The sequence below is a fragment of the Flavobacterium sp. GNP002 genome (genome assembly GCF_054343795.1).
Genome location: NZ_JBTGUW010000001.1, coordinates 2,479,738 through 2,500,000 on the forward strand (window position 1 = coordinate 2,479,738; position 20,263 = coordinate 2,500,000).

Annotated in this window: 15 protein-coding genes; 3 read left to right on the forward strand and 12 right to left on the reverse strand. The window is 31.7% G+C overall.

The window, feature by feature from the left end; translation table 11 throughout:
* Nucleotides 1-2: 2 nt before the first annotated feature.
* The 5 genes from ACXX80_RS10865 to ACXX80_RS10885 all read right to left on the reverse strand — a co-directional run bounded on the left by ACXX80_RS10865 (nucleotide 3) and on the right by ACXX80_RS10885 (nucleotide 6,383).
* Complete coding sequence (locus ACXX80_RS10865; protein WP_458554096.1) at nucleotides 3-2,330, reverse strand: choice-of-anchor L domain-containing protein; 2,328 nt, start codon at nucleotides 2,328-2,330, stop codon at nucleotides 3-5.
* A 14-nt stretch (nucleotides 2,331-2,344) separates the two neighbouring features.
* Nucleotides 2,345-3,181: an ABC transporter permease gene (locus tag ACXX80_RS10870; RefSeq protein WP_417952290.1), complete on the reverse strand. Its 837-nt coding sequence runs from the start codon at nucleotides 3,179-3,181 to the stop codon at nucleotides 2,345-2,347.
* A 3-nt stretch (nucleotides 3,182-3,184) separates the two neighbouring features.
* On the reverse strand, nucleotides 3,185-4,096 hold the full coding sequence (locus ACXX80_RS10875; RefSeq protein ID WP_458554097.1) for an ABC transporter ATP-binding protein: 912 nt from the start codon (nucleotides 4,094-4,096) through the stop codon (nucleotides 3,185-3,187).
* A 66-nt stretch (nucleotides 4,097-4,162) separates the two neighbouring features.
* Nucleotides 4,163-4,564: a response regulator gene (locus ACXX80_RS10880; RefSeq protein WP_458553194.1), complete on the reverse strand. Its 402-nt coding sequence runs from the start codon at nucleotides 4,562-4,564 to the stop codon at nucleotides 4,163-4,165.
* Nucleotides 4,536-6,383: a PAS domain-containing sensor histidine kinase gene (locus ACXX80_RS10885; protein ID WP_458553195.1), complete on the reverse strand. Its 1,848-nt coding sequence runs from the start codon at nucleotides 6,381-6,383 to the stop codon at nucleotides 4,536-4,538. Before ACXX80_RS10885 ends, ACXX80_RS10880 begins: the two co-directional genes overlap by 29 nt.
* A gap of 379 nt (nucleotides 6,384-6,762) precedes the next feature.
* On the opposite strand from ACXX80_RS10885, the gene ACXX80_RS10890 reads away from it, so the two are divergent.
* Together ACXX80_RS10890 and ACXX80_RS10895 are read left to right on the forward strand one after the other, a co-directional pair.
* Nucleotides 6,763-7,830 (forward strand): hypothetical protein, encoded by a 1,068-nt coding sequence (locus ACXX80_RS10890; protein ID WP_417952287.1) that lies wholly within the window; start codon nucleotides 6,763-6,765, stop codon nucleotides 7,828-7,830.
* A gap of 35 nt (nucleotides 7,831-7,865) precedes the next feature.
* Nucleotides 7,866-8,744 (forward strand): hypothetical protein, encoded by an 879-nt coding sequence (locus ACXX80_RS10895; RefSeq protein ID WP_458553196.1) that lies wholly within the window; start codon nucleotides 7,866-7,868, stop codon nucleotides 8,742-8,744.
* Here ACXX80_RS10895 and ACXX80_RS10900 read toward each other — a convergent pair.
* Complete coding sequence (locus ACXX80_RS10900; RefSeq protein ID WP_458553197.1) at nucleotides 8,727-12,461, reverse strand: metallophosphoesterase; 3,735 nt, start codon at nucleotides 12,459-12,461, stop codon at nucleotides 8,727-8,729. The two genes, ACXX80_RS10895 and ACXX80_RS10900, sit on opposite strands and share 18 nt — an antisense overlap.
* A gap of 25 nt (nucleotides 12,462-12,486) precedes the next feature.
* Between ACXX80_RS10900 and ACXX80_RS10905 the strand changes: the two genes are divergently transcribed.
* Entirely contained in the window at nucleotides 12,487-13,671 is a 1,185-nt protein-coding gene (locus ACXX80_RS10905) for a Pycsar system effector family protein (RefSeq protein ID WP_458553198.1), read from the forward strand.
* Here ACXX80_RS10905 and ACXX80_RS10910 read toward each other — a convergent pair.
* The 6 genes from ACXX80_RS10910 to ACXX80_RS10935 all read right to left on the reverse strand — a co-directional run bounded on the left by ACXX80_RS10910 (nucleotide 13,668) and on the right by ACXX80_RS10935 (nucleotide 20,218).
* Nucleotides 13,668-16,037 (reverse strand): GAF domain-containing protein, encoded by a 2,370-nt coding sequence (locus ACXX80_RS10910; RefSeq protein ID WP_458553199.1) that lies wholly within the window; start codon nucleotides 16,035-16,037, stop codon nucleotides 13,668-13,670. The two genes, ACXX80_RS10905 and ACXX80_RS10910, sit on opposite strands and share 4 nt — an antisense overlap.
* An 806-nt stretch (nucleotides 16,038-16,843) precedes the next feature.
* Nucleotides 16,844-17,902, reverse strand: a complete 1,059-nt coding sequence (locus tag ACXX80_RS10915; RefSeq protein ID WP_458553200.1) for a nucleoid-associated protein — start codon at nucleotides 17,900-17,902, stop codon at nucleotides 16,844-16,846.
* An 87-nt stretch (nucleotides 17,903-17,989) separates the two neighbouring features.
* Entirely contained in the window at nucleotides 17,990-18,529 is a 540-nt protein-coding gene (locus ACXX80_RS10920; RefSeq protein WP_282715782.1) for an IS1096 element passenger TnpR family protein, read from the reverse strand.
* 182 nt (nucleotides 18,530-18,711) lie between these two features.
* A complete protein-coding gene (locus ACXX80_RS10925) occupies nucleotides 18,712-19,332 on the reverse strand; it encodes an HPP family protein (RefSeq protein WP_458554098.1) in 621 nt (206 codons plus the stop codon).
* Nucleotides 19,333-19,384: 52 nt separating this feature from the next.
* On the reverse strand, nucleotides 19,385-19,774 hold the full coding sequence (gloA2, locus tag ACXX80_RS10930) for an SMU1112c/YaeR family gloxylase I-like metalloprotein (RefSeq protein ID WP_458553201.1): 390 nt from the start codon (nucleotides 19,772-19,774) through the stop codon (nucleotides 19,385-19,387).
* Nucleotides 19,775-19,822: 48 nt separating this feature from the next.
* Complete coding sequence (locus ACXX80_RS10935) at nucleotides 19,823-20,218, reverse strand: hypothetical protein (protein WP_458553202.1); 396 nt, start codon at nucleotides 20,216-20,218, stop codon at nucleotides 19,823-19,825.
* Nucleotides 20,219-20,263 lie beyond the last annotated feature (45 nt).

A 20,263-nucleotide genomic window follows, 5' to 3' on the forward strand; every position in this document is an offset into this window, starting at 1 on the left:
GATTATCTCTTTAATGAAAAATGACCTTTTATTATTTTGCCGTTTTCTAAATTCAGATGAAACCAATAATCATCAGTGGGCAATGTAAATCCATCGAAAGTTCCATTCCATCCTAGGTCTGAAGCGATTAATTGTTTTAATAATTTTCCATAGCGGTCAAAAATAAAAAGAGTTGATTGGGGTAAACTATCCAGATTTTTAATTTGCCAAAAATCATTATAGCCATCATTGTTAGGTGTGAAATAACGTGGATAATCTATAACATATGCCACATACGGAATTGATAAGCCACATCCATTTTTATCTCTTACATAAACTAAATATTCACCGGGTGCAACTCCGTTAAACATTGGGCTATCTTGAAAATAAGATCCATCTATAGAAAATTCATAATCGCCAATTCCAGTATATTCAATTGATATTGAATTTTTATTACCTTCAAAATCATTCACTTTTACTTTGGTAATGGTTCCAATTCCAGAAACTTCAACACGGTATTTTTTTGTTTTTTTGCAACCATCAATACTCGTAACAGTTACAAAATAATCGCCTGGAGTAGTAACTGTTATAGTGTTTGAACTTGCTCCAGTACTCCATAGATAGCTTGAAAATCCTGAATTTACGGTTAAGTTAATCGAGCTTGCCTCGCACAAAACAAAAGTTTCATCTTGAAAATTGGGAGGGTCAAAGGTGTTCACTACAAGTGTAATTGGAGTAATTGCATAACAATCTGTACCATTTACGATTCGGGCATAAATGATTTGTTGGGTTGCCACACTGTTTTTGAAAATATTTGATAACTGATTTTGCTGGGCTATGGCATCTGTTGGGTTTAAATAATACTCTACGATTAAGCCAGCTGGTAAACCTGCAACTACTTGTGGCGTTACTTGAGTGTTTAAATCAAATTGTGACAAACCATCATTTGTACCATCAGTATCACAAGTTGAAATTGGATTTTGAACAGCAATAGCATTATTGGAGATAATTAGTTTTACTTCAGCATAATTGGCACAGTTAAATGAATTGCTCACTCTAGCAAATACTGACTGATTAACGAATTTGTTGCTATATTTTGTGGGATTTGTAATTGGGTTAGTTTTTGCCTCAGCATCAACCAAAGTTTCATAATAAACAACAGCACTTAAATTACTCGCATAGTTTTTTACAATGGCATCGACTTTAGTTAAGTTAAAAATAGATATTCCGTCGTTATCGATATCACATTGCGAAAGCGAGGTGTCATTCAAAATAATTTCTGGTGTATATTCGATTTTTATTTCTTCACTAGCGATACAGCTGGTTGTCAATTGCACTTCAACTTTATAAGTACCTGGACTTGTAGCTGTAAAAGTAGAAGAGTTATTCGTAAACGCTACATTATCCTTAAACCATTTGTAAGTATAGCCTAAGCTTGATGGTAGTTTTGTGTCAATAGTATAGCTTTCGCCAAAACAAATAGGATTGTTTGTTGTTAATAATCGATCTGAGCCCAAATCAATTTTTGGTAAAAAACTGCCTGCTTCAAGAAAAACTGCGGAGTCATAAGATTCATTTCTTTGATCAGCTATTACTAATTTTATGTGGTACGTTTTTCCTGGTTGAACATTTGTTTGAGCGGTTAAAACCTTAGTTTGCCCAGCATAATTTATAGGACTGCTAGCAGTGTTGTATCCGTTAAAGTAAGTTTCGTTTTCTGGTCCACAGCTTTTTATTGGTTCGAACGAATTAGGAATAGGATTAATTAATGGGTGAATATTTTTTGATGAAACCGGAGTTGAAGAGTTGGGGAGTACTGCTAAATTAATGTAGGAGGCTGTGTTTATTTCTTTGATTAAAAAGGCAAAACCATCAGAATAATTACAAGGATAGTCACCTTGGTATTCATTAGAAGCAAAGATGTAATTAAAACTTATGAAATCTGTCAAAGCAATAAAATCGAATTCTAAAATAGTTGCATTTACGGTATTTGTTATTCCTATTGCTTGCTCTAAATCAGAATCACCTAGCCAAGAAGAATTTCCTCCTCCTCGAGTTGAAACATAAGGTCCTTCAGAATTCTTGCTACTCCAAGTACTCAAAAGAACGCCTTGCGTAAAAGGAAAACTACTTGCTCCAGAATTAAAATAACCGTAGCTGTTTCTAGTTCCAGAAAAAGAATCTCCTTTTACTATGAAATTAGAGACATTGGCACAAGAACTGTTTACTAAAATATTTTCAACAAGTTGTTGCGCCGTATAAGAGTCATTTACTGAAATAGATTGTGCGGTTGCATCAAACACAACGCAATTAATAAAAATATAAAATAATATTACTTTCACACATTTCATCATGTGTAAAGATACTACAAATCTCTATTTTTTAATAATCGATAGGAAAGGAAAATAAATATCACGGTCCAGCATAAAACAATACCTACGGAAGAAAAATGAACACCATAATCTTTAATGTTATCTAACCCAATTTGAGTCCCCAGATTTTTCACGACAGATAATCTACTAAAAGGTTCTACGATTAAATTCGACATGGATTGTAACGGTAAAAACTGAGTAATAGATGCTGCGGTAGTACTGTTTGGGAATACTTTAAAAGTTAAAACCCCATTGATAACTCCTTCGATGATATTCCAAACTAAAAGAAATCCCAATGCAAAAGCAGAGCGTTTTACTAATATTCCTAAAAATAAACAGAAAGAGAAAAAACCTACCAGTTTTACAAAATAAGCCAAGAGATATTCTAAATCAGAGAACACGATACTAAATTCAGTATAGGAAGAATAGCTAAGTCCTAAAATGAGTGACATTATAAAAACAAAAATAGTTGAAACTGTAGCAAACAGAACGACTGTTAGAAATTTAGACTGAATAAATTCCTTTTTACTCATTCCATCAATTAAATTTTGTTTTAGTGTTCCGTAACTATACTCATTAGCCATCATGGAGACAATAACAATCGCTAAAAACAGTTTTAATATTGCTGCGATATAGGTGTTGAAATGCCATATAAAAGGGAAATTAAAAATTCCCATCTCAGCAAGATGAAATTTAAAAATGCCAAGATCAAATTTTATGGAGGCTATTAATGCTATAAAAGTTAAGAGAATAAAATAAGCCAATGTTAAAACACGACTGGCTTTGTTTTTCCAAATTTTTTGTAATTCTATCGAGAGTAATCTTTTCATGATTTAGTTTTTGAAAGTTGGGTTAGAATTAGTCAGTTCTAAAAATTGTTCTTCTAAGCTGTTTTTACGTTTTACCAAATGATTTAGTACGATGTTTTTTTCAAAAAGAAATCGATTCAATTCCTTTGCATCTAAATCATTTTTTAAATAAACTAAAACTTTCCCATCCTCATTTACTAAATTTTTAACTGCAGGATGAGTTTTAATCGCTAAGATTAAATTTTCAGTGTCATCAGCTTGCAATTCAAAAAATCCTTCATTAGCTGACATACCATCAACTAAACCAGTGTATAAAATCTCTCCTTTTCTTAAAACCAAAACATGAGTACATACTTTTTCTACTTCGTCTAATAAATGAGAAGCTAGTAAAATAGTAGTTCCTTTTGAGGCAATTTGTTTGATGATATCTCTAATTTGATGAATCCCTTGAGGATCTAAACCGTTTGTGGGTTCATCAAGAATTAAAATTTCGGGGTCATTCAGTAGGGCAGAAGCAATGGCTAATCGCTGTTTCATTCCTAAAGAAAAAGTACTGAATTTACTATTTTGTCGATCTACTAAACCTACTAGCTCAAGTTTTTCATTAACTTTTACATAGTTGATTCCTTTAATTTTACAAACCAGCTCTAAATTTTCCTTAGCAGTCATGTAAGGATAGAAATTAGGTCTTTCTATAATGGCACCTACTTTTTTTAGGGCTTCATGCGTTTCCATTGTACCGCCAAACCAGCTATATTCTCCAGAAGTTTTATTGACCACATTCAGAGCGATTCCTAAAGTTGTTGATTTACCGCTCCCGTTAGGACCAAGAATTCCGTATACATTGCCTTTATGTATGTCGAAAGAAACGTTTTTCAGAGCTTGAAGTGAGCCATAACGTTTGTTGAGATTTTTGATAGAAAGTATCGTTTCCAATGGGTTCATCTTTTACATTTTTATATAGGACGAACAAGAAAGGAATTTGTTACTATTTAATTGGAATTAGTTTATTTCTCCAATCAAGAGGCAGAGCGTATGTAATTTTTCGGCTGTTATGGGTTTCATAATATAATGTTTAACGACACTATATTTTTTTGCCATCTCAATATCTGCAGGGTCTATGGAAGAAGTCATTATGAATATAGAGATTTCTTTTTTTAGGCCTAATAAAATGAATTCATCTAAAAACTGCCATCCGTCCATGACGGGCATATTTAGGTCTAGCAAAATGGCATCGGGCAGAATCCCATCATCAAGAGTACTTGCTTTTAATTTCTCTATCGCATGTTGAGCGTTGTAAAAGGATTGGGTTTCCTCACAAAATTTATTTTTAGAAATGAGAATGCTCATTAGTTTCACCGTTAATTTATCGTCATCAATGATGTATGTCAATTTGTTTTTCATTTAAATAAATTTTAAAATTAGAACCCTCTCCAACAACACTCTCTACTTCAATTTTGCCATCCATGGCTTCGAGTTGGTTTTTGGTTATAAATAATCCAATTCCTTTTGCATCTTCGTTACCGTGAAAGGTTTTGTACATTCCAAAAAGTTTATGCCCGTTTTTTTTTAAATCTAAACCTAACCCATTGTCTCTAAAATTAATAACTGTATAGTCATCTATGATTTCGTAACTAATTTCTAAAGTAGCTTTTCGTTCGGGTGATTTATATTTAATGGCATTCGTGAATAAATTTAGCAAAATACTATCTAAGTAAGCGGGAATAGCAGTAACAAACAAATTATCGGGAATTGTGTCGGTGATTATTATTTTACTTTCTTTTATCGATAAACTTAAGGCAATTCTTGTTTTTTCAATTTCACTCTTTAAATGAATTTTAGTTTTTTCAATATTTGTTTTTTGTTGAATCGTAATAATTTCATTCAAATATTCAATTGATTCGGATAGTTTTTCAGTTCCTTCTTTGAATAAATCAAAATAGGAAAGCTTCTCATCAATATCATCTGCATTTTCAATCAAATCCACCACCATTGATAAATTACTGGAATGCGAACGTATATTGTGAGAAACAATGTGGGTAAAATTAAATAATTTATTGTTTTGGCTATTGGTTACATCCAATAAGCTTTTAAGTGCAAACTCTTTTTCAATTCTTTGGGTTACGTTTCGACCCACACCTACAAAATTAATTAAATTATTATTACTGTCAAATACAGTAGTTATATTGAGTTCAAACCAATATTTCTCTTTCTTTTTATTATAATTTAGTATCGTGATTTTGATACTTTCTTTATTTTTAATTGCTTTTCTCATTACTAATGAAGCGTTTGAATCAGTTTCAGGACCTTTGGATAAATAACCCGGTTTTTGTCCTATAATTTCCTCCATATTCAAACCGGTAAGATCTAAATAGGCTTGATTTGCCCAAACGGCCTCTCCTTTTTCATTTGCAATTACAATAGTGTCAGTAGTTTCAGAGGCAGCTAGTGATAATAAACTTAATTTAGCCTCAACATTTTTTCTTTCACTGATATCTCTAATAAAGCAAACCAAATAGGTAATGTTATCTACTTGAAATTTTTTCCCAGAAGCTATTTCAACAGGTATAGTTTCTCCATATTTTGTTTTTATGTGCGTTTCATTAACGGTATATTCATTTCGGTTAAGATTATATTTCAAGAATAACCTGAGTTCTTTTCTAAGTTCAACGGGGAATAATTTTGAATTGTGTAAACCAATCAATTCATAATTATCGTATCCTGTAAGTTCTGATGATCGAGGATTACAGTCACTGATTATGCCGTTTGAGGTGTCAATGATAAAAATTGCATCATTGGCACTAGAAAAAATCGAAGAAAATTTTTCTACATTTAATTGAAGTTCAATAATTAAATTTTGCTCTTTTGTAATATCCTGTAAAGTACCAATTAGTTTATAAGGCTTTTCGTTTTTGTAAACTATTTGCCCTATATTTTCTATATGTTTCAGATTACCCTTAGCGGTAATGATTTGAAATTTATCGTTAAATGGAATTCCATCACTAATGGTTTTTTCAGTTAAGCGTTTAATTCTCATTCTATTTTTGCCTTCAAGATAAAAAGAGAATCCTTTTTCTAAGCTTGGAATAAAATAATGTGGAACTTCATGTATATCTCTAGTAATGGCATTCCAATAAACTTGACTGGATTCTAAATTAATTTCCCAAATGCCAATCTTTGCTGATTTTGCAGTTTCTAAATAAAAGTCAAGCTTATCGTTCATAATAGGTTATGTATTTAATTGTCTTGGGGACAATCAAATATAAAGTTTAAATCTTGGTGCCAAACATTTTTAACATAAAAAACAACCTACTTATATTTTAGTTTCTATTGAATTGCATGTATTGTGTTCTTTTTTAGTATTTTATGTTTAATTTTAAAGAAATAAAAAAGTCGTTTTTTATCTAATAATTAAGTAGTTACAGTTTTCTCGAATTATACTCTTTTTGAATAAAAATAATTTGGACTTAAAATAGAAAGTTCAAAATTATATTTAAGGCACTTTATTTCTAATTACTCTGTAGTTTGAAAAACATTTATTTAAAAAGGAATACCCTTCAGCGGCTTAATTTATTGTAATTTTGCATTAAATTATTTTTCAAATGAGTAGTGAGCCAGTAATGCTTTTTAAAAAACCATCGTATCCAATAAACAAATCACTATTGGAATACTTGGAGCGTTTTGACCGTTTGTCAAAAGTTTCTATTTTTTACGATGATTTATTGCGTTTTTCAGGATCTGTGAACGTTTATGATAAAAATGACGAGGATACTTTATGGATTCGAGTGTATTATAATGAATTTGAAAGGCAAGAAATTGATTTGAATCTAAAAAAAATCTATTCGCTGTTGCATTCTGATGGTAATTTGGGGATTCTTAAATTTTTGAATGTGGATTCCATTGATTACTGCACTTTTGGAAACTCGAAACCTTTTCGAATAAAAGTCAGAAACATTCTGAATGATAATTACACTCATTTTTATATCAAGAAAGCAGATGCTTCTCGTGTTTACGGACTAGAATTAGAGCATATTTTATCTCCGGATAAGATAAATTTTTTAGTTTACAATGACACTTTGATAGAGGAACATATCATGGGAATTCCTGGGGATGTTTTCATAAAAACACTTTTGGCAGATTGTACTGAAACTGAAAAATCACAAATTGCTAAGGAGTTTGTAAAATTCAATGAGCGTTGTATGATACGATTGTTGGGAGATATGCGTTCCTATAATTATGTGATAGTTCCTACACATGATTTTGACCATGTTGTTTATAAAATACGCGCTATAGATTTTGACCAACAATGTTATGAAGGGAATTTTAAAGTCTACCGACCTCAATTTTTTAAAGAAAATTATCCAATGGTAAAATTGGTTAAGGATAAACTTCAAAACAGTTCAATCGAGCAATATAAAGATGAGGAAAGAGCGGTTCTTGCCAAAAGAATCCATTCTGCCGAGAATCGTATCAAAAGATTATTACAAATTATGGGCGATGATGTAATCGCTCCGGAGGAACATTTGAAGCAATTGCAATTAGAATTATACCGTTACACCAATGATTTGAATTTTAAAAAAGCAAAATCTATGGGTAATATTATGAGTGCTGCTTTTGAATTTATTACGAGAAACTTTAAAAACACAAATTTATTTAAAACGGAGTTTTAGTCTTTTATAAATTTATTATTTACATTAAATCAACTATGAGAAACTATATTTTCATCTTATCTGTTTTTACTTTTTTGTCATGTCAACAAGATTCAGGTGCTTTAAAAACGGTTTATTCGTTGCCTAAAAAGCTAAAAGAAGTTTCAGGAATCACCTATTCATCTACAAATAATTTGCTTTGGACACTGGAAGACAGCGGTAATGCAAATGAAATTTACGGACTGAACTTTGAAAATGGCAAAATCGAAAAAACGATTATCATTGAAAATACGGAGAATATCGATTGGGAAGATATTACAAAAGACAAAGAAGGAAATCTTTATATTGGAGATTTTGGCAACAATGATAATGAAAGAAAAGATTTAAGTATTTATAAAATCGATAAAAAATCCTTAGTTGCTGAAAGTGCAAATCCTGCTTATAAAGTTTCATTTGCGTATCCGGAACAAAAAGATTTTCCTCCAAAAAAAACAGAAATGTTCTATGATGTCGAAGGTTTTTTCGAATTCAAAAATAATTTCTATCTCTTCACTAAAAACCGAAGCAAAGGTTTTGACGGAACCGCTTTTTTATACAAAATCCCCAATACTGCAGGTTTTCATCAAGCTGTTTTAATAGGAGAATTTAAAACCTGTGACAATTATAATCATTGTGCAATTACGGCCGCAACAATAAGTCCAGATGAGTCCAAAGTAGCTGTTTTAACCCACGATAAGATTTTCTTATTCGAAAGCTTCGAAGGTGATAATTTCCTGAATGGAACAAAAACCACCCTAGAATTAGATCATTTTTCCCAAAAAGAAGCAGCTTCTTTTATTGATAATGACAGACTTTTTATTGCCGATGAAAGATCTAAAAGCATAGGAGGGAATGTTTATGATGTTAGTATCAAAAAACTAAAACCCAAACCCTAAACCAAAAGCAATTCGGGCTTCCTCATTGGCAGTTTTAAAATAGGTAATTCTGGCTGTAACTACATTTAGTCCGTTGAGCCATAATCCGCCTCCAAAAGATTGATGCCATTTATCTGAATTCTCGCCTTTTTGCCAAACTCTTCCATAATCAAAACCACCGAGAATTCCGTAAGTCATAGGCAAAACGCTCCTTCTGATTTTTCCTAAATTCCAACGTACATCACTACTTTGATAAAACGATTGATTGCCTAAAAAGCGTTCGTTTCTAAAACCTCTTAAATCATAATCACCTCCCAAAGTTGCTCCTTGGTAAAACTCAAAATTGTTATTCAACAGCATTTTTCCTTTTAAAATTGTAGCCAAAACTACTTTACCATTTGCATCAATTTTATGGTTAAAATTAAGCTTACTTTCTAATGAAGGAAAGTTTCTTTTAGCATCATTCAAATTCATTTTCCATGTTCCAGCTATAGAAAATCCCATTCCCATAGAAGGAAATGAAGGGATATCATAATTTTCAAAACTGTATTTAAGTGTTGCTCCAGCAAATTGCTGGCTGTCAAAAATAGCAGGATTTACAATTCCTAGAATGTTTATAAATCGATTATTGGTTTCCTCCACAGTGATTTGCTCAAATGAAGTTTGGAAATGGATTGTACTTCCATATTTCCCCACTTTTTTTATAGATGGCAGCACTTTCAACATTCGGATGCGCACACGATTGTAATCCATTCCGAAAATATCGTCATTATTTACGGTTTCATTTCCAGTGCCAAAATAATTGATTGTAAAATTTGGGCTTGTGAATTGGCTTTCTAAATCTAAATCCCATTTGCCAATGGACTTCGGAAAATGTGCATTGTAAACCAGTTCATATCCATTTGTCGCAAAAAAGTAATTTGCTTTCAAAATGTGTTTTTGCGTGTACGGATTTTGATTGAATTTATTGATAGTGTAGTTTGCAATAAAACCTATTTTGACACCATCATCAGGATTAAAACCAATATTTGGTAATCCTGAAAAGACATTGTATTTAGGTTTTTCATAATCATAATGACTTGCTTCATAATCATCAGACAAAAGAACTCTTGTTTTTGAATCTAAAGTGTAGGTATTCGTTTTTGATTTAAAATCATGAATTTTTACCTTTTTCCCGTTTTCTACAGTATATAAATCTTTGTCTTGTCCTCCAATTAATCGAATATTTATATCTGATTTTGCGTTTCCTTTGACTTCAAAAATATCGTCCTCATCCAATCCGTAAATCCAAATATTTTTTGTTTTTCCAGAGATAAAATCTTTTGCGTACAGTAATTCATCTCCTTCATTTTTGGAACGATATACTTCGACCTCAATCTTGTTTTTTGTTGCCTGACGAATTATAAATTTGTCTTTTTTGTCGGTACCAACAATCAGAACTGTTTTTTGTAATACGGTATAATAGTCTGAAGCGTAGCGCTGCAATTGCGTTTTTCGTATTTTTAATTTGCGTTTTATAGTTTCAATAGTTTCATCCTGAACTGCTGCAGGCAGATTATTAAAGGCACTGTCAATAGCACTATCCGAAAGGTTTTCTTGAATGAATTTGGCTTGTTTAAGCCACTCATTTTCATCAGCAGTTTTTAGAAAAGCAAGGTCCAAAGGATAAGGTTCACGATTCAGCCATTTTACATTTTTAATTTTCTCATTAAAGGTTTGCATGTGTCGCAATGAAGGCATATTCATCAAGATGGTAAGTAATGCGCCATCATATTTTGTAAATGCTTGATCACGATCTCTTGGGATGGGTTTGTAAATTACTTTTTTACCTACTTTATATTCTCCCCAGCGCCATTGATCTTCATGTCTGTCCCAATCTCCAATGAGCATATCAAATAAACGTGCTTTTATATATTCACTTTCATCAATAGTGTATTTTTCATCTTTATGCAGATTCTTCATTAGATCTTCCGTACTGATTATTACTGTAGGATTACCAAAGCTTTTTACGCCAATTTGGCTGTCAGTAGGGCGCTCTTCCACCATATACAATTCATCACCAAAATTAGCATTAAAATCTTTTAACGCTTTGTGTCTGGGAATATAATACAATACTGGATTTGAATGTGCGACACCAATTTTTTCGGCTAAGTTCCCAACAGCAAAAGGAGTGTAAGGATGTGAAGTGGTATAAAAATCAAGTAAAAAATTCTCAGCATATGTATCTTCAAATTCGTTTTCGATAAATTGGTCTTTAAACGCTACCGATTGCAGAAAACGAGGAGCACTTTTTTTCAAGGCGCGCATTACATATTCTTTTCCGTTTTTGTCAACAATTTGCAATGATTTTGATTGATGTCCGCCACCGGCACGTTTTGGTTTTAAACCGCCAAAAAGAGTATCAATAGTTGTCGTTTGTACTTCTATTGGTAAGCTGTAATACTTTCTATAATGCTTCCCAAAAAGGAATCTATAAAATGCATTTTTATCGGTTTGTTTTGCTGAATAGATAGTTGCAGTGGTCGTTTTAGCAAATGAAGTTTGAAAATTTTTGGTGCTGAAGTCGTCTTTTTCAGCTACTATAAATTGTTCGAAAATCAGTTTTTCTTTACTGTTTTCTTTTCCGTAGAAGGACACTTTTGCGGCTCCATTTTCATAAACTGTTAATGCGGCATACCCATTTCCACCATAAGAAAAATCATTTGAAAAAACGGCTTTTGCAGCCTCTGATTTTGATCCGGCACCACTTACAATTTGTTTGATGTTGTCTTTTTCAATGTATTGTAAATTATGGTCATGGCCAGAAACTACAATAACATTATCTTGGCTCTGTAATAGTGTTTTTATGCGTTTTATAAAAATAGTATACTGTTTGTTTTGAATGTCTTGCGGGCTAATTCCCGATGTTTTTCTGATGAGGTTAATAACGGAACCCAAGACAGGAAGTGGAATTTTTTGCTCTAATGGAAATAGTTGTTTTTCCAATGAAAACTGTCCGCCGTGTGTTCCATTGCTCATTAATGGATGATGCAATGCCAGAATTATTGTTTTCTCTTGATTTTTATTTAGAATGTCTTCTAATTCATTAAAAAAAGCTTCTCTTGATTTTATCGTGCAATCATCGTTTATAGTTGGGCTATTATCCCAGTCTTCCAGAAACCATTGACTGTCGATAGTAATCAAAGTTAGATTTTTATTGATTTCTAAGTCATCAATCCCACAGCCTTTTCGGGGTAAAAATGATTTTTTATCATTTAAATATTCGGTTACAAATTTTGACTGGCGTTCTAAACCTTTTATTCCGCTGTACCAATCGTGGTTTCCAGGAATAAAAATAGTTTGACCTTTGAAGTTTTTAGATAATTTTAGTTGATTTGTAAGCTTACTTTCGGCAATAATTCGCTCATTTGTGCGGTCAGTATTCGGCAATCCTTTTGGATAAATATTGTCGCCAAGAAATAAAAGCGTCGTATTCTTATTTGCTTTTTCTAATCGATCTTCCAGTAAACCAATTGTTTGTTGTGCTTTTTCTTCATTGGCGTTTCCTGCATCGCCTATTAAATAAAAAGTATGTGCAATTTTTGAGCTATCTATTCCGTTTTGTGATATCGGAGTTTTGATGTTTTTACCAAATTGTGCGTGATGTGTTGCACAAGATTGAAAAATGAATCCTGAAGCAAATAATATAAAAACTGCTTTATTTGAAGTTATAAAACGATTATCCGAAAACAATTTCATATTTTAGTAGTGTAAAAATTTCTTTATGAATCTTATAGAACAAGCCGAAAATTTTGTTAGTAAATTACTCAAAGATAAACTTTCTAATTCATATACCTACCATAATTTTAATCACACTTTTGACGTAGTTGCTGCCGTTAACACACTTGCCGAAAGCGAAAATATAAGTGCTTCTGATAAAGAAATTTTACTTATTTCCGGTTGGTTTCATGACACAGGATATATAAAAGGTTGCACAAATCATGAGGATTCAAGCATTGTGATAGCTTCTGATTTTTTAATGGAAAACGGGAAGTCTACGGATTATATTGAGAAAGTAGCAGAATTAATCAAAGCAACTAAAAAGGAATATGTTCCCCAAACACTTTCTGAAAAAATAATAAAAGATGCTGATTATTACCATATTTTGAATGATGATTATATTTTTAGCTGTGAAGGTTTAAGAAACGAATGGGAAAATATTGAAGGAAAATCTTTTACAGATAAAGATTGGGCTGTTGAGAATTTGAATTTCTTAGCTAATATTCATCGGTTTTACACGGATTATGCTTTAGAAAATTGGCAACCTTTAAAGGAGAAAAACATAAAACGTCTTCAGAAAAAACTAAAAAAAATGAACTTGAAAACGAACAACGAATTCGATAAAGAATATAAAAAAAGAGAAAAAGAAGATAAACCAGAGCGAGCAGTTGATACTTTATTTAGGGTAACATTAAATAATCATACCAGTTTAAGTGGTATTGCAGATAGTAAAGCCAATATTTTACTGTCCGTAAATGCAATTATTATTTCGATAGCGCTTTCTACGTTGATTCCAAAATTAGACAGCCCAAAAAATGTTCATCTCATGATTCCTACTTTTATTATGCTAATGTCCAGTGTAATTACTATTATTTTTGCGATACTTTCCACACGACCAAAAGTGACCAAAGGAGTTTTTACCCGAGAAGATATTGAAAATAAAAAAGTGAATTTACTCTTCTTCGGAAATTTCTACAAAATGCCTTTGGATGAATACCAATGGGCTATGAACGAAATGATGAAAGACAGGGAATACCTTTATAACTCTATGATTAAGGATTTATATTTTCTGGGATTGGTTCTTGAGAAAAAATACCGTTTATTAAGAGTTGCCTATAATTTTTTCATGATAGGAATTATAATCTCGGTAATTGCTTTTGTAATTGCTTTTAAAATGGTTGGTTCTTAATTCAATTCATCCAGTAAATCCTGGTAAGAAAAGTTTTTTGGAGTTTGTTCTTTAATATCATTAATCACTTTTACCCTGATTGCTCTTAGGCCTGAAACTCCTTGTAATTCTTCTACTTCAAATTGTTCGATGGTTGGTTCCAATACTTTTTTAAATTGTAGAAATTTGATGTAATTCAGATATTCTGTTTCCTCATTATTGTGGGAATAGACGATTGTGATTTTTTCTTTTTCGGTAATTCTATCTTTTGTTCCTTTGATATTGGCTTTGTCGATACGCTTTTTCACTACTTCATAACGTGCATTGTAGGTACCGTCAACATCAAAACGTTTTTCATCCATTCTAAATCGAATAGAAATGGCGGAACTAAACACTAAAATCAACGAAGTTACATCGAGTTCATAAGGCAAAGTAGATTTGAGCTGATGGTGTTCCAGTTCCATTTCGCACAACGTTTGCAATTGCCATAATCTTAAATTATGAAGATACATACTATCAAAATCTTTGTTTGGTGTAATTGACGCGCCTATATAAAGATTGTGTTCCACACCATCGGTTTTGAAACGTTCATAATAATGTGGAAAAATATTTTGTGCTTCAACTTGTTTTTTGTCAAGAATAGAAGCTAGTTTTTTATTAACAATAGACATGGCATTATCAAATTTCTTTCTCGAATGATAAAATAGTCCTGTTTTTTCGTCCAAACTTTCAAAGTAATTATGCTCCAGTGTTTCGCCTAGCTCGTTTGTTTTTGTATTCCTTAAAATAGGATGAATTTCTTTTTCTATATAAAGTTGAATCTGCTGTTCTGTATCCGCTTTCAAAGGCGATTTCAGTTGTTCGTAAAATGATTGCAATTCAAATTTCCGTTGTTCCAATAAAACCAGATTGGTATTTGATTTTTGATTTTCAAATATTTGAATAAGTGATTCAAGTTGATTTTTTAAATCTTCTTTTACGGTTTCATTTCTATGATTGGAAGAACCTTTAATATCTATTTGCCCATATAAAGGGTACACTTCCTTAAATACAATTTCCTTAAAAATATAGTCTTTATTTGGATTATTGGTCTGAAAATATTTAAGCGCTTCTCTTCTAAATTTCCAATAAACACTTGGGTGAATGGCAGTATATTCTCTCTGAATGATAGCTTCTACTTGGTATCGCATATCATTTTTATAGCGCTCTAATGTGTCTACCACATAAGGTAAAATCAAATCCAGATTGTTTACATTAATGCTGTTTAGTTCTCTAGGTTTCCCCGAAACTAATTCTATAATACCTAAAAGTTTATCGTTTTTTATTACCGGAGCAAGAATACAGCTTTTAATATTGAGTTTTAAAAAATGCTCTCCTAGCTTTTCATTCCCTTCAGTTTTGGCAAATTTTTCAACATTTGAAATTACAAAAGGCTTATTCTGTTCTAAAATATTTTCCAATGAGCAACCAAAAAGCGCATTTTTACAATCTACTTCTTGCATGTCATGTAGAATAAAACTGTCTATTTTGTTGTCTTCATAAGGAGGTTTTACAAATTTTTCGTCTTCTTCATTGTAAATGATAAAACCAACTTTTAAATCAGATATTTTAAAAATGGAACGGAAAATGGTTTCAAAATTACTATCGCTATCTGTATGTTCAGTCTTTGATTTCAAAAGGTTGCTTTTCAAGTTTGAAACGGCACTTTCAGTGGAGGCATCAAATAATGATACGATACCAAAGCCTTTTAAAATCCAGCTTTCAGAAGGAAATTTCTCTTTCCATAAATCGATATTATCATAATTATCCATCAATAAATCAATATCTTCAGCAGATAATTGTATCGATTTATCAGTAGGTACGATTTCCATAAAATCAGCATTATATAGAATTCTGTAATGCTTCATTACGCCATTTGCATCGGGAATATCGTAAAATAAAGGTCTGTTGAAATCAAAATGTTGATTATAAAAGGTATTCAAAATCAAAATGCAATTCATAATATAGAATTGATTTTGATCAAAATCCCTGATTGTCATGTCAAATGTTCTTCCTGCATTTTGAAGTATTTTTTTGAATCTTTCAGAGTAATTGAACGTAAAATTCTGAAAAGGAATAGTAACCGCTTTGATTTCGTTTTGAGTCAGCGCAGTAGGAAAAAGATCAGCTAGTAAATGTTGTATAAGAGTTTCGTTTTTTAGAATTACATTCAAATCCTCTATTCCTGTTCTAAACTCAGGAAAAGGTTCAGTTTCTTTCAATAAAGCTTTGGCATAATTTGAGCGATAATCGACATTAGTTACTGCGATTTTCTCTAAAGCTTCAATGAGTTTATGGAATGATATTAGAGTTTTGAACGGGCTTTCTTTAAACAAATGATAATCCATCTGATAGTTTATTTAGAATACAAAATTACTAATAAACGAAATTGGATAGCTATATTTCAGGTCTTTTTTTAAGAAATAGTTTGATTCAAATTTATAAAACCAATTTTTTTTTGATGTTTAATTGGAGTTTGTTTTTGAATCCTTCATGGGAATTATCTAATAAAAATGCTATTGTATCTTAGCAGTTTTTTTTGATTATTTTTCTGTCTCAATATCAGGATTGATTTTATTAATAGAAGGAATAGCATGTTTTACGTTTTTATAAGGTTAGGTATGAAAAATAACAATTTGTTATTCAGTAATCTAATGCGTTGTAATGAATCCAAAAATAATTTTATACGGAATGAATTCTTTTGTTGTAGAAACCAATGAGCGTTTCATTTATTTCTTTTAGTTCTGACGTAAGAAATGTTTTCCTGCCTTTTTAATCGTTAGTTAATTCAAGTTGACAAACTGTGCATTTAAACTCCTTGAAATGATTTGTTACATTTCAGGTTGTAATTATTTTATGACCAAATAGAGTGCACAGAATTTTTTTACTTAGAAATTTTTCTTTGATTTCGATTGTATTCATACTATTTGGTTATTTAGATTTGAAGATTAAAGGAAATTAAACTTAATTGATAATCGTTTAAATAACAAATAAAATCGACAAAATACATATTTAGTTAGTAAAAGAAATAAAATTCTGATAAAATTAATATATTTTCTATGAGTCTTTGGAATAAAGCGTTGTAAGGACAAAAAAAATCCTCAACTACTTAAGTAATTGAGGATTGAAAATTTAGAAGTATAAAAACTATAAACTAACTTTTCTCTTCTTTATTGAAATAAACTAAGTAGTAATACATTTGTTTCTCCTCGTCCCATCCTTTTTCTACAAACTTCTCAGCACTTTCTGGATTGATAAAATCCATTTTAATTTGAATGTGTGTATCCAAATTGATTACGTTTTTGATTGATTTTCTAGCATCAGAAACGGCTGCATTTGCAATAGGAAAAGATGTGACATCTTCAATACTGTATTTCTCTCCTTTATCAACTTTATAGTTTTTAAACTCAGGAATTAAGTCTGGATTGTCTAAAACTTCATTTAGAAAGTTAGTTTCTTCGAACTGATCGTTTTTGGCAAAATAGTTAACGGAACGGTTCATGAACATTACTTCTTCTTTCTTATCCTCAGCAGGAAAAACAACATCTTTAGCAAAGTTCTGACAGAATTTCAAATACTTTTTAGTGATAAAGTTCTCGTCCTCAAATGCATCCACAGATAAGAAATGTTCTAGCCAATATCTCGCATCATAACGGTTGCTGTCAACAGTCAGGATTTTGTATCCTTCTTCTTTTTTGTAATTAAAGATTAAACACCCTTTGTCCAGTTTATTCAGACTGACACCTTGTTGCAAAATCATTTCTAAGTGCGTTGCTTTTTCTTCAAACTGCAAAAAATCTGCTTGAATCTCACTCTTGAAAATCCCTATAGCATCCACCACATTATTGTCAATGCTCACGTTCGTTAAATACGTTACGTAAACTTCACCATTCTTGATGTGCGGATGATTGGATTGCTCAAATAAGTGTGAGGTAATTTTTTTTGAAACGTCATGAATTGAACTTGGATTGTCAAAAATTTCTGTTGCAAATTTGAACATATCATTGTAGTCCAAATCAATTTCATGAGCAAACTGAAAATAGTTTTCTTCTTTCTCTCTAAAAGGTTTAAAGAAAAACTCTTTCATCAAAGGAACAATCTCATCATTCAGATTAAAAGGTTGCTCCGATAAAAAAATCGCTTCGTTTCGACTTTTATTACCAACTCTGTGAATTGATAAGTTTTCGATGTGTGTATTATATAAGTTGATCATGTTTTTATTTTTTTAGATAAAAGAACCAAGATGAAAGACAGTAAAAAGGTCTTTTATCTTGGCTCTTGATTCTTAATTGTGTAATGTTTAATTCCAGTTCTCCTCAAATCCATAGTCTTCAAAACTATCATCGCCTTCAAACATATCCAAATCGTCTTCGTCTAATCCGTCTTCAAATTCGTCATTGTAGTCATCAGCATTATCTGATTCAAAGTTTTTTTCCATCGCTTCATCCGGCATTTCACCGTGTGAAAAAATGGTTTCCGGATATGTATTTCCAGCAAGTTGATCTTCAACAGCAGCCAGTTCTACAAGGAAAGTCCACATGTTGATAAAATCATAAACATAGAGGATTTTAGTATTTTCCTTATCTAAAATATCAGATAATTGGTAATCGCTCATGATTTTTTGCTCGCCTGGAACATCACCGGTATCAAAAAGTGAAATTTCCTCTTCTTGATTCCAAGTTTCATCACAAGTATAAAACGAAGCCACTTCCATTCCATCAAATCCAAAAGAATTGAAAATAGCATTGTGCAAATCTTCTAAAGTATCGTCTTCAAGTATTGCAATGTCTCTAAAAACATCTTCTTCCGCGTCTAGAATCACTCTAAATTTATAAACCATAATCTTTGTTTTTATTGAAAGCTCAAAGGTAAAATTTAATTTTTAGATTTAGATTTCAGATTTTGGATTTGTTGATAAGATTTTTGTGTATGCGTAAACAAGGAATACATCAATATCTAAATATTTTCGAAGAAAAGTAACAAAGCGAATCTTGTTTTAGAACTGAATATGTACCACCTAAGTTAGTGTTTTTGGTCGTTTGGTTTATTTTTAAAAATACTTGCGACTCTTTTTCGGAACTGATGGTATTTTTTATGAGTTGGATATTGTCGGTTTGATGTCATGTTATTTATAACTAATGCTACGGCCAGTAAAATAAACACACCTGTAAATACAGGAGAAAATACATACCAGTAGCCTAGATTTTTAATTTCGTTTGATCCAGTTACCGCTATCAGTGCGGTTGCGCCGCCGGGCGGGTGCAACGTTTTAGTCATTTGCATAAAAACAATTGAAAGGGAAACAGCAAGTGGAGCGGTTAACCAAACTATATCTGGAACGAATTTATATACTGTAACTCCTATAATTGCAGAAATTAAGTGACCTCCAATAAGATTTCTAGGCTGTGCCAATGGACTTTGGATAACACCGTAAACCAAGACGCTCGATGCTCCAAAGGACCCTATTAAATAAACCACATCAGATTCTGGCAGCGTTTGAGATTGTAAATAAGCGATTAATCCGATACCTATAAAAGAACCGAGAAAAGCCCAGAAATGTTCTTTTAAATCAACCAAAGTTTCTTTGTACAGAATGTACTTGGTTTTGCGGTAACTCCTTTTTGTTTTGGAAGATGGATACATTTTCAAAAATTGATAAACTATAAGAGTTGTTTTATCTTCGTCGAGGTATTTATTATTTTTCATAAAACTCTATCGGTAAATCATCTGGATCTGCAATAAAGAAAAAACGTTTTTTAGTGTGCTCATCAACACGAATTTCCTCTGAACTGATATTTTTGTTGACTAAAAAATCACGGGTTTCTTGAATGTCATCAACTTCAAAAGCTAAATGACGTAATCCTGCCGCCTCAGGTTTTGAAGGTCGTTGTGGAGGATTTGGAAATGAAAAAATCTCAACGATATAATTTCCGTTTAAGGCTAAATCCAGTTTATAGGATTGTCTTTCTTCCCGGTAAATTTCTTGAATTATTGTGAGTCCTAAAATGTTTGTGTAGAACGTTTTAGATTTTTGATAATCAGAACAAATAATGGCAATGTGGTGAATTTTATTAAGTTGTAGCATTTCTATTATAATGAATAAAGCCTAATCTGATGATTAGGCTTTGGGTTTTTACTTTTTTGCATCGGAACAAAGTCCCACAATTTCATGAAAAGTGTCGTGTAAGTCTGTAATTGATTTCACAATTGCTGCATCACCTCCGTTTGAAGTTACTAATTTATGAAGCGCTTTACTTTTTAGTTGCAGTCGTTCCGCCGAAGCTAATATTGCGTTTGTTCTAAATTCTGTTGGAATATCCGATTTTAAAACCAGCGCCGCTTTGTTCATCATTTCTTCTGAACGTGCTTTGATTGGTACAAGATTTCCTTCTTCAGCAGGATGAAATGTTTGTGACATTACTTCGTGAAATTCTTTTATGGCTGGCCATTTTTCGAAAGTGGATTGTGCCGAAACGGAGTTTGTAAGAACAATAAATGCCAAGACTAGAAATACTTTGAGATGTTTCATGATGATTTTATAAAGTTTAAATGTTTATAACAAAGATAAGAAATT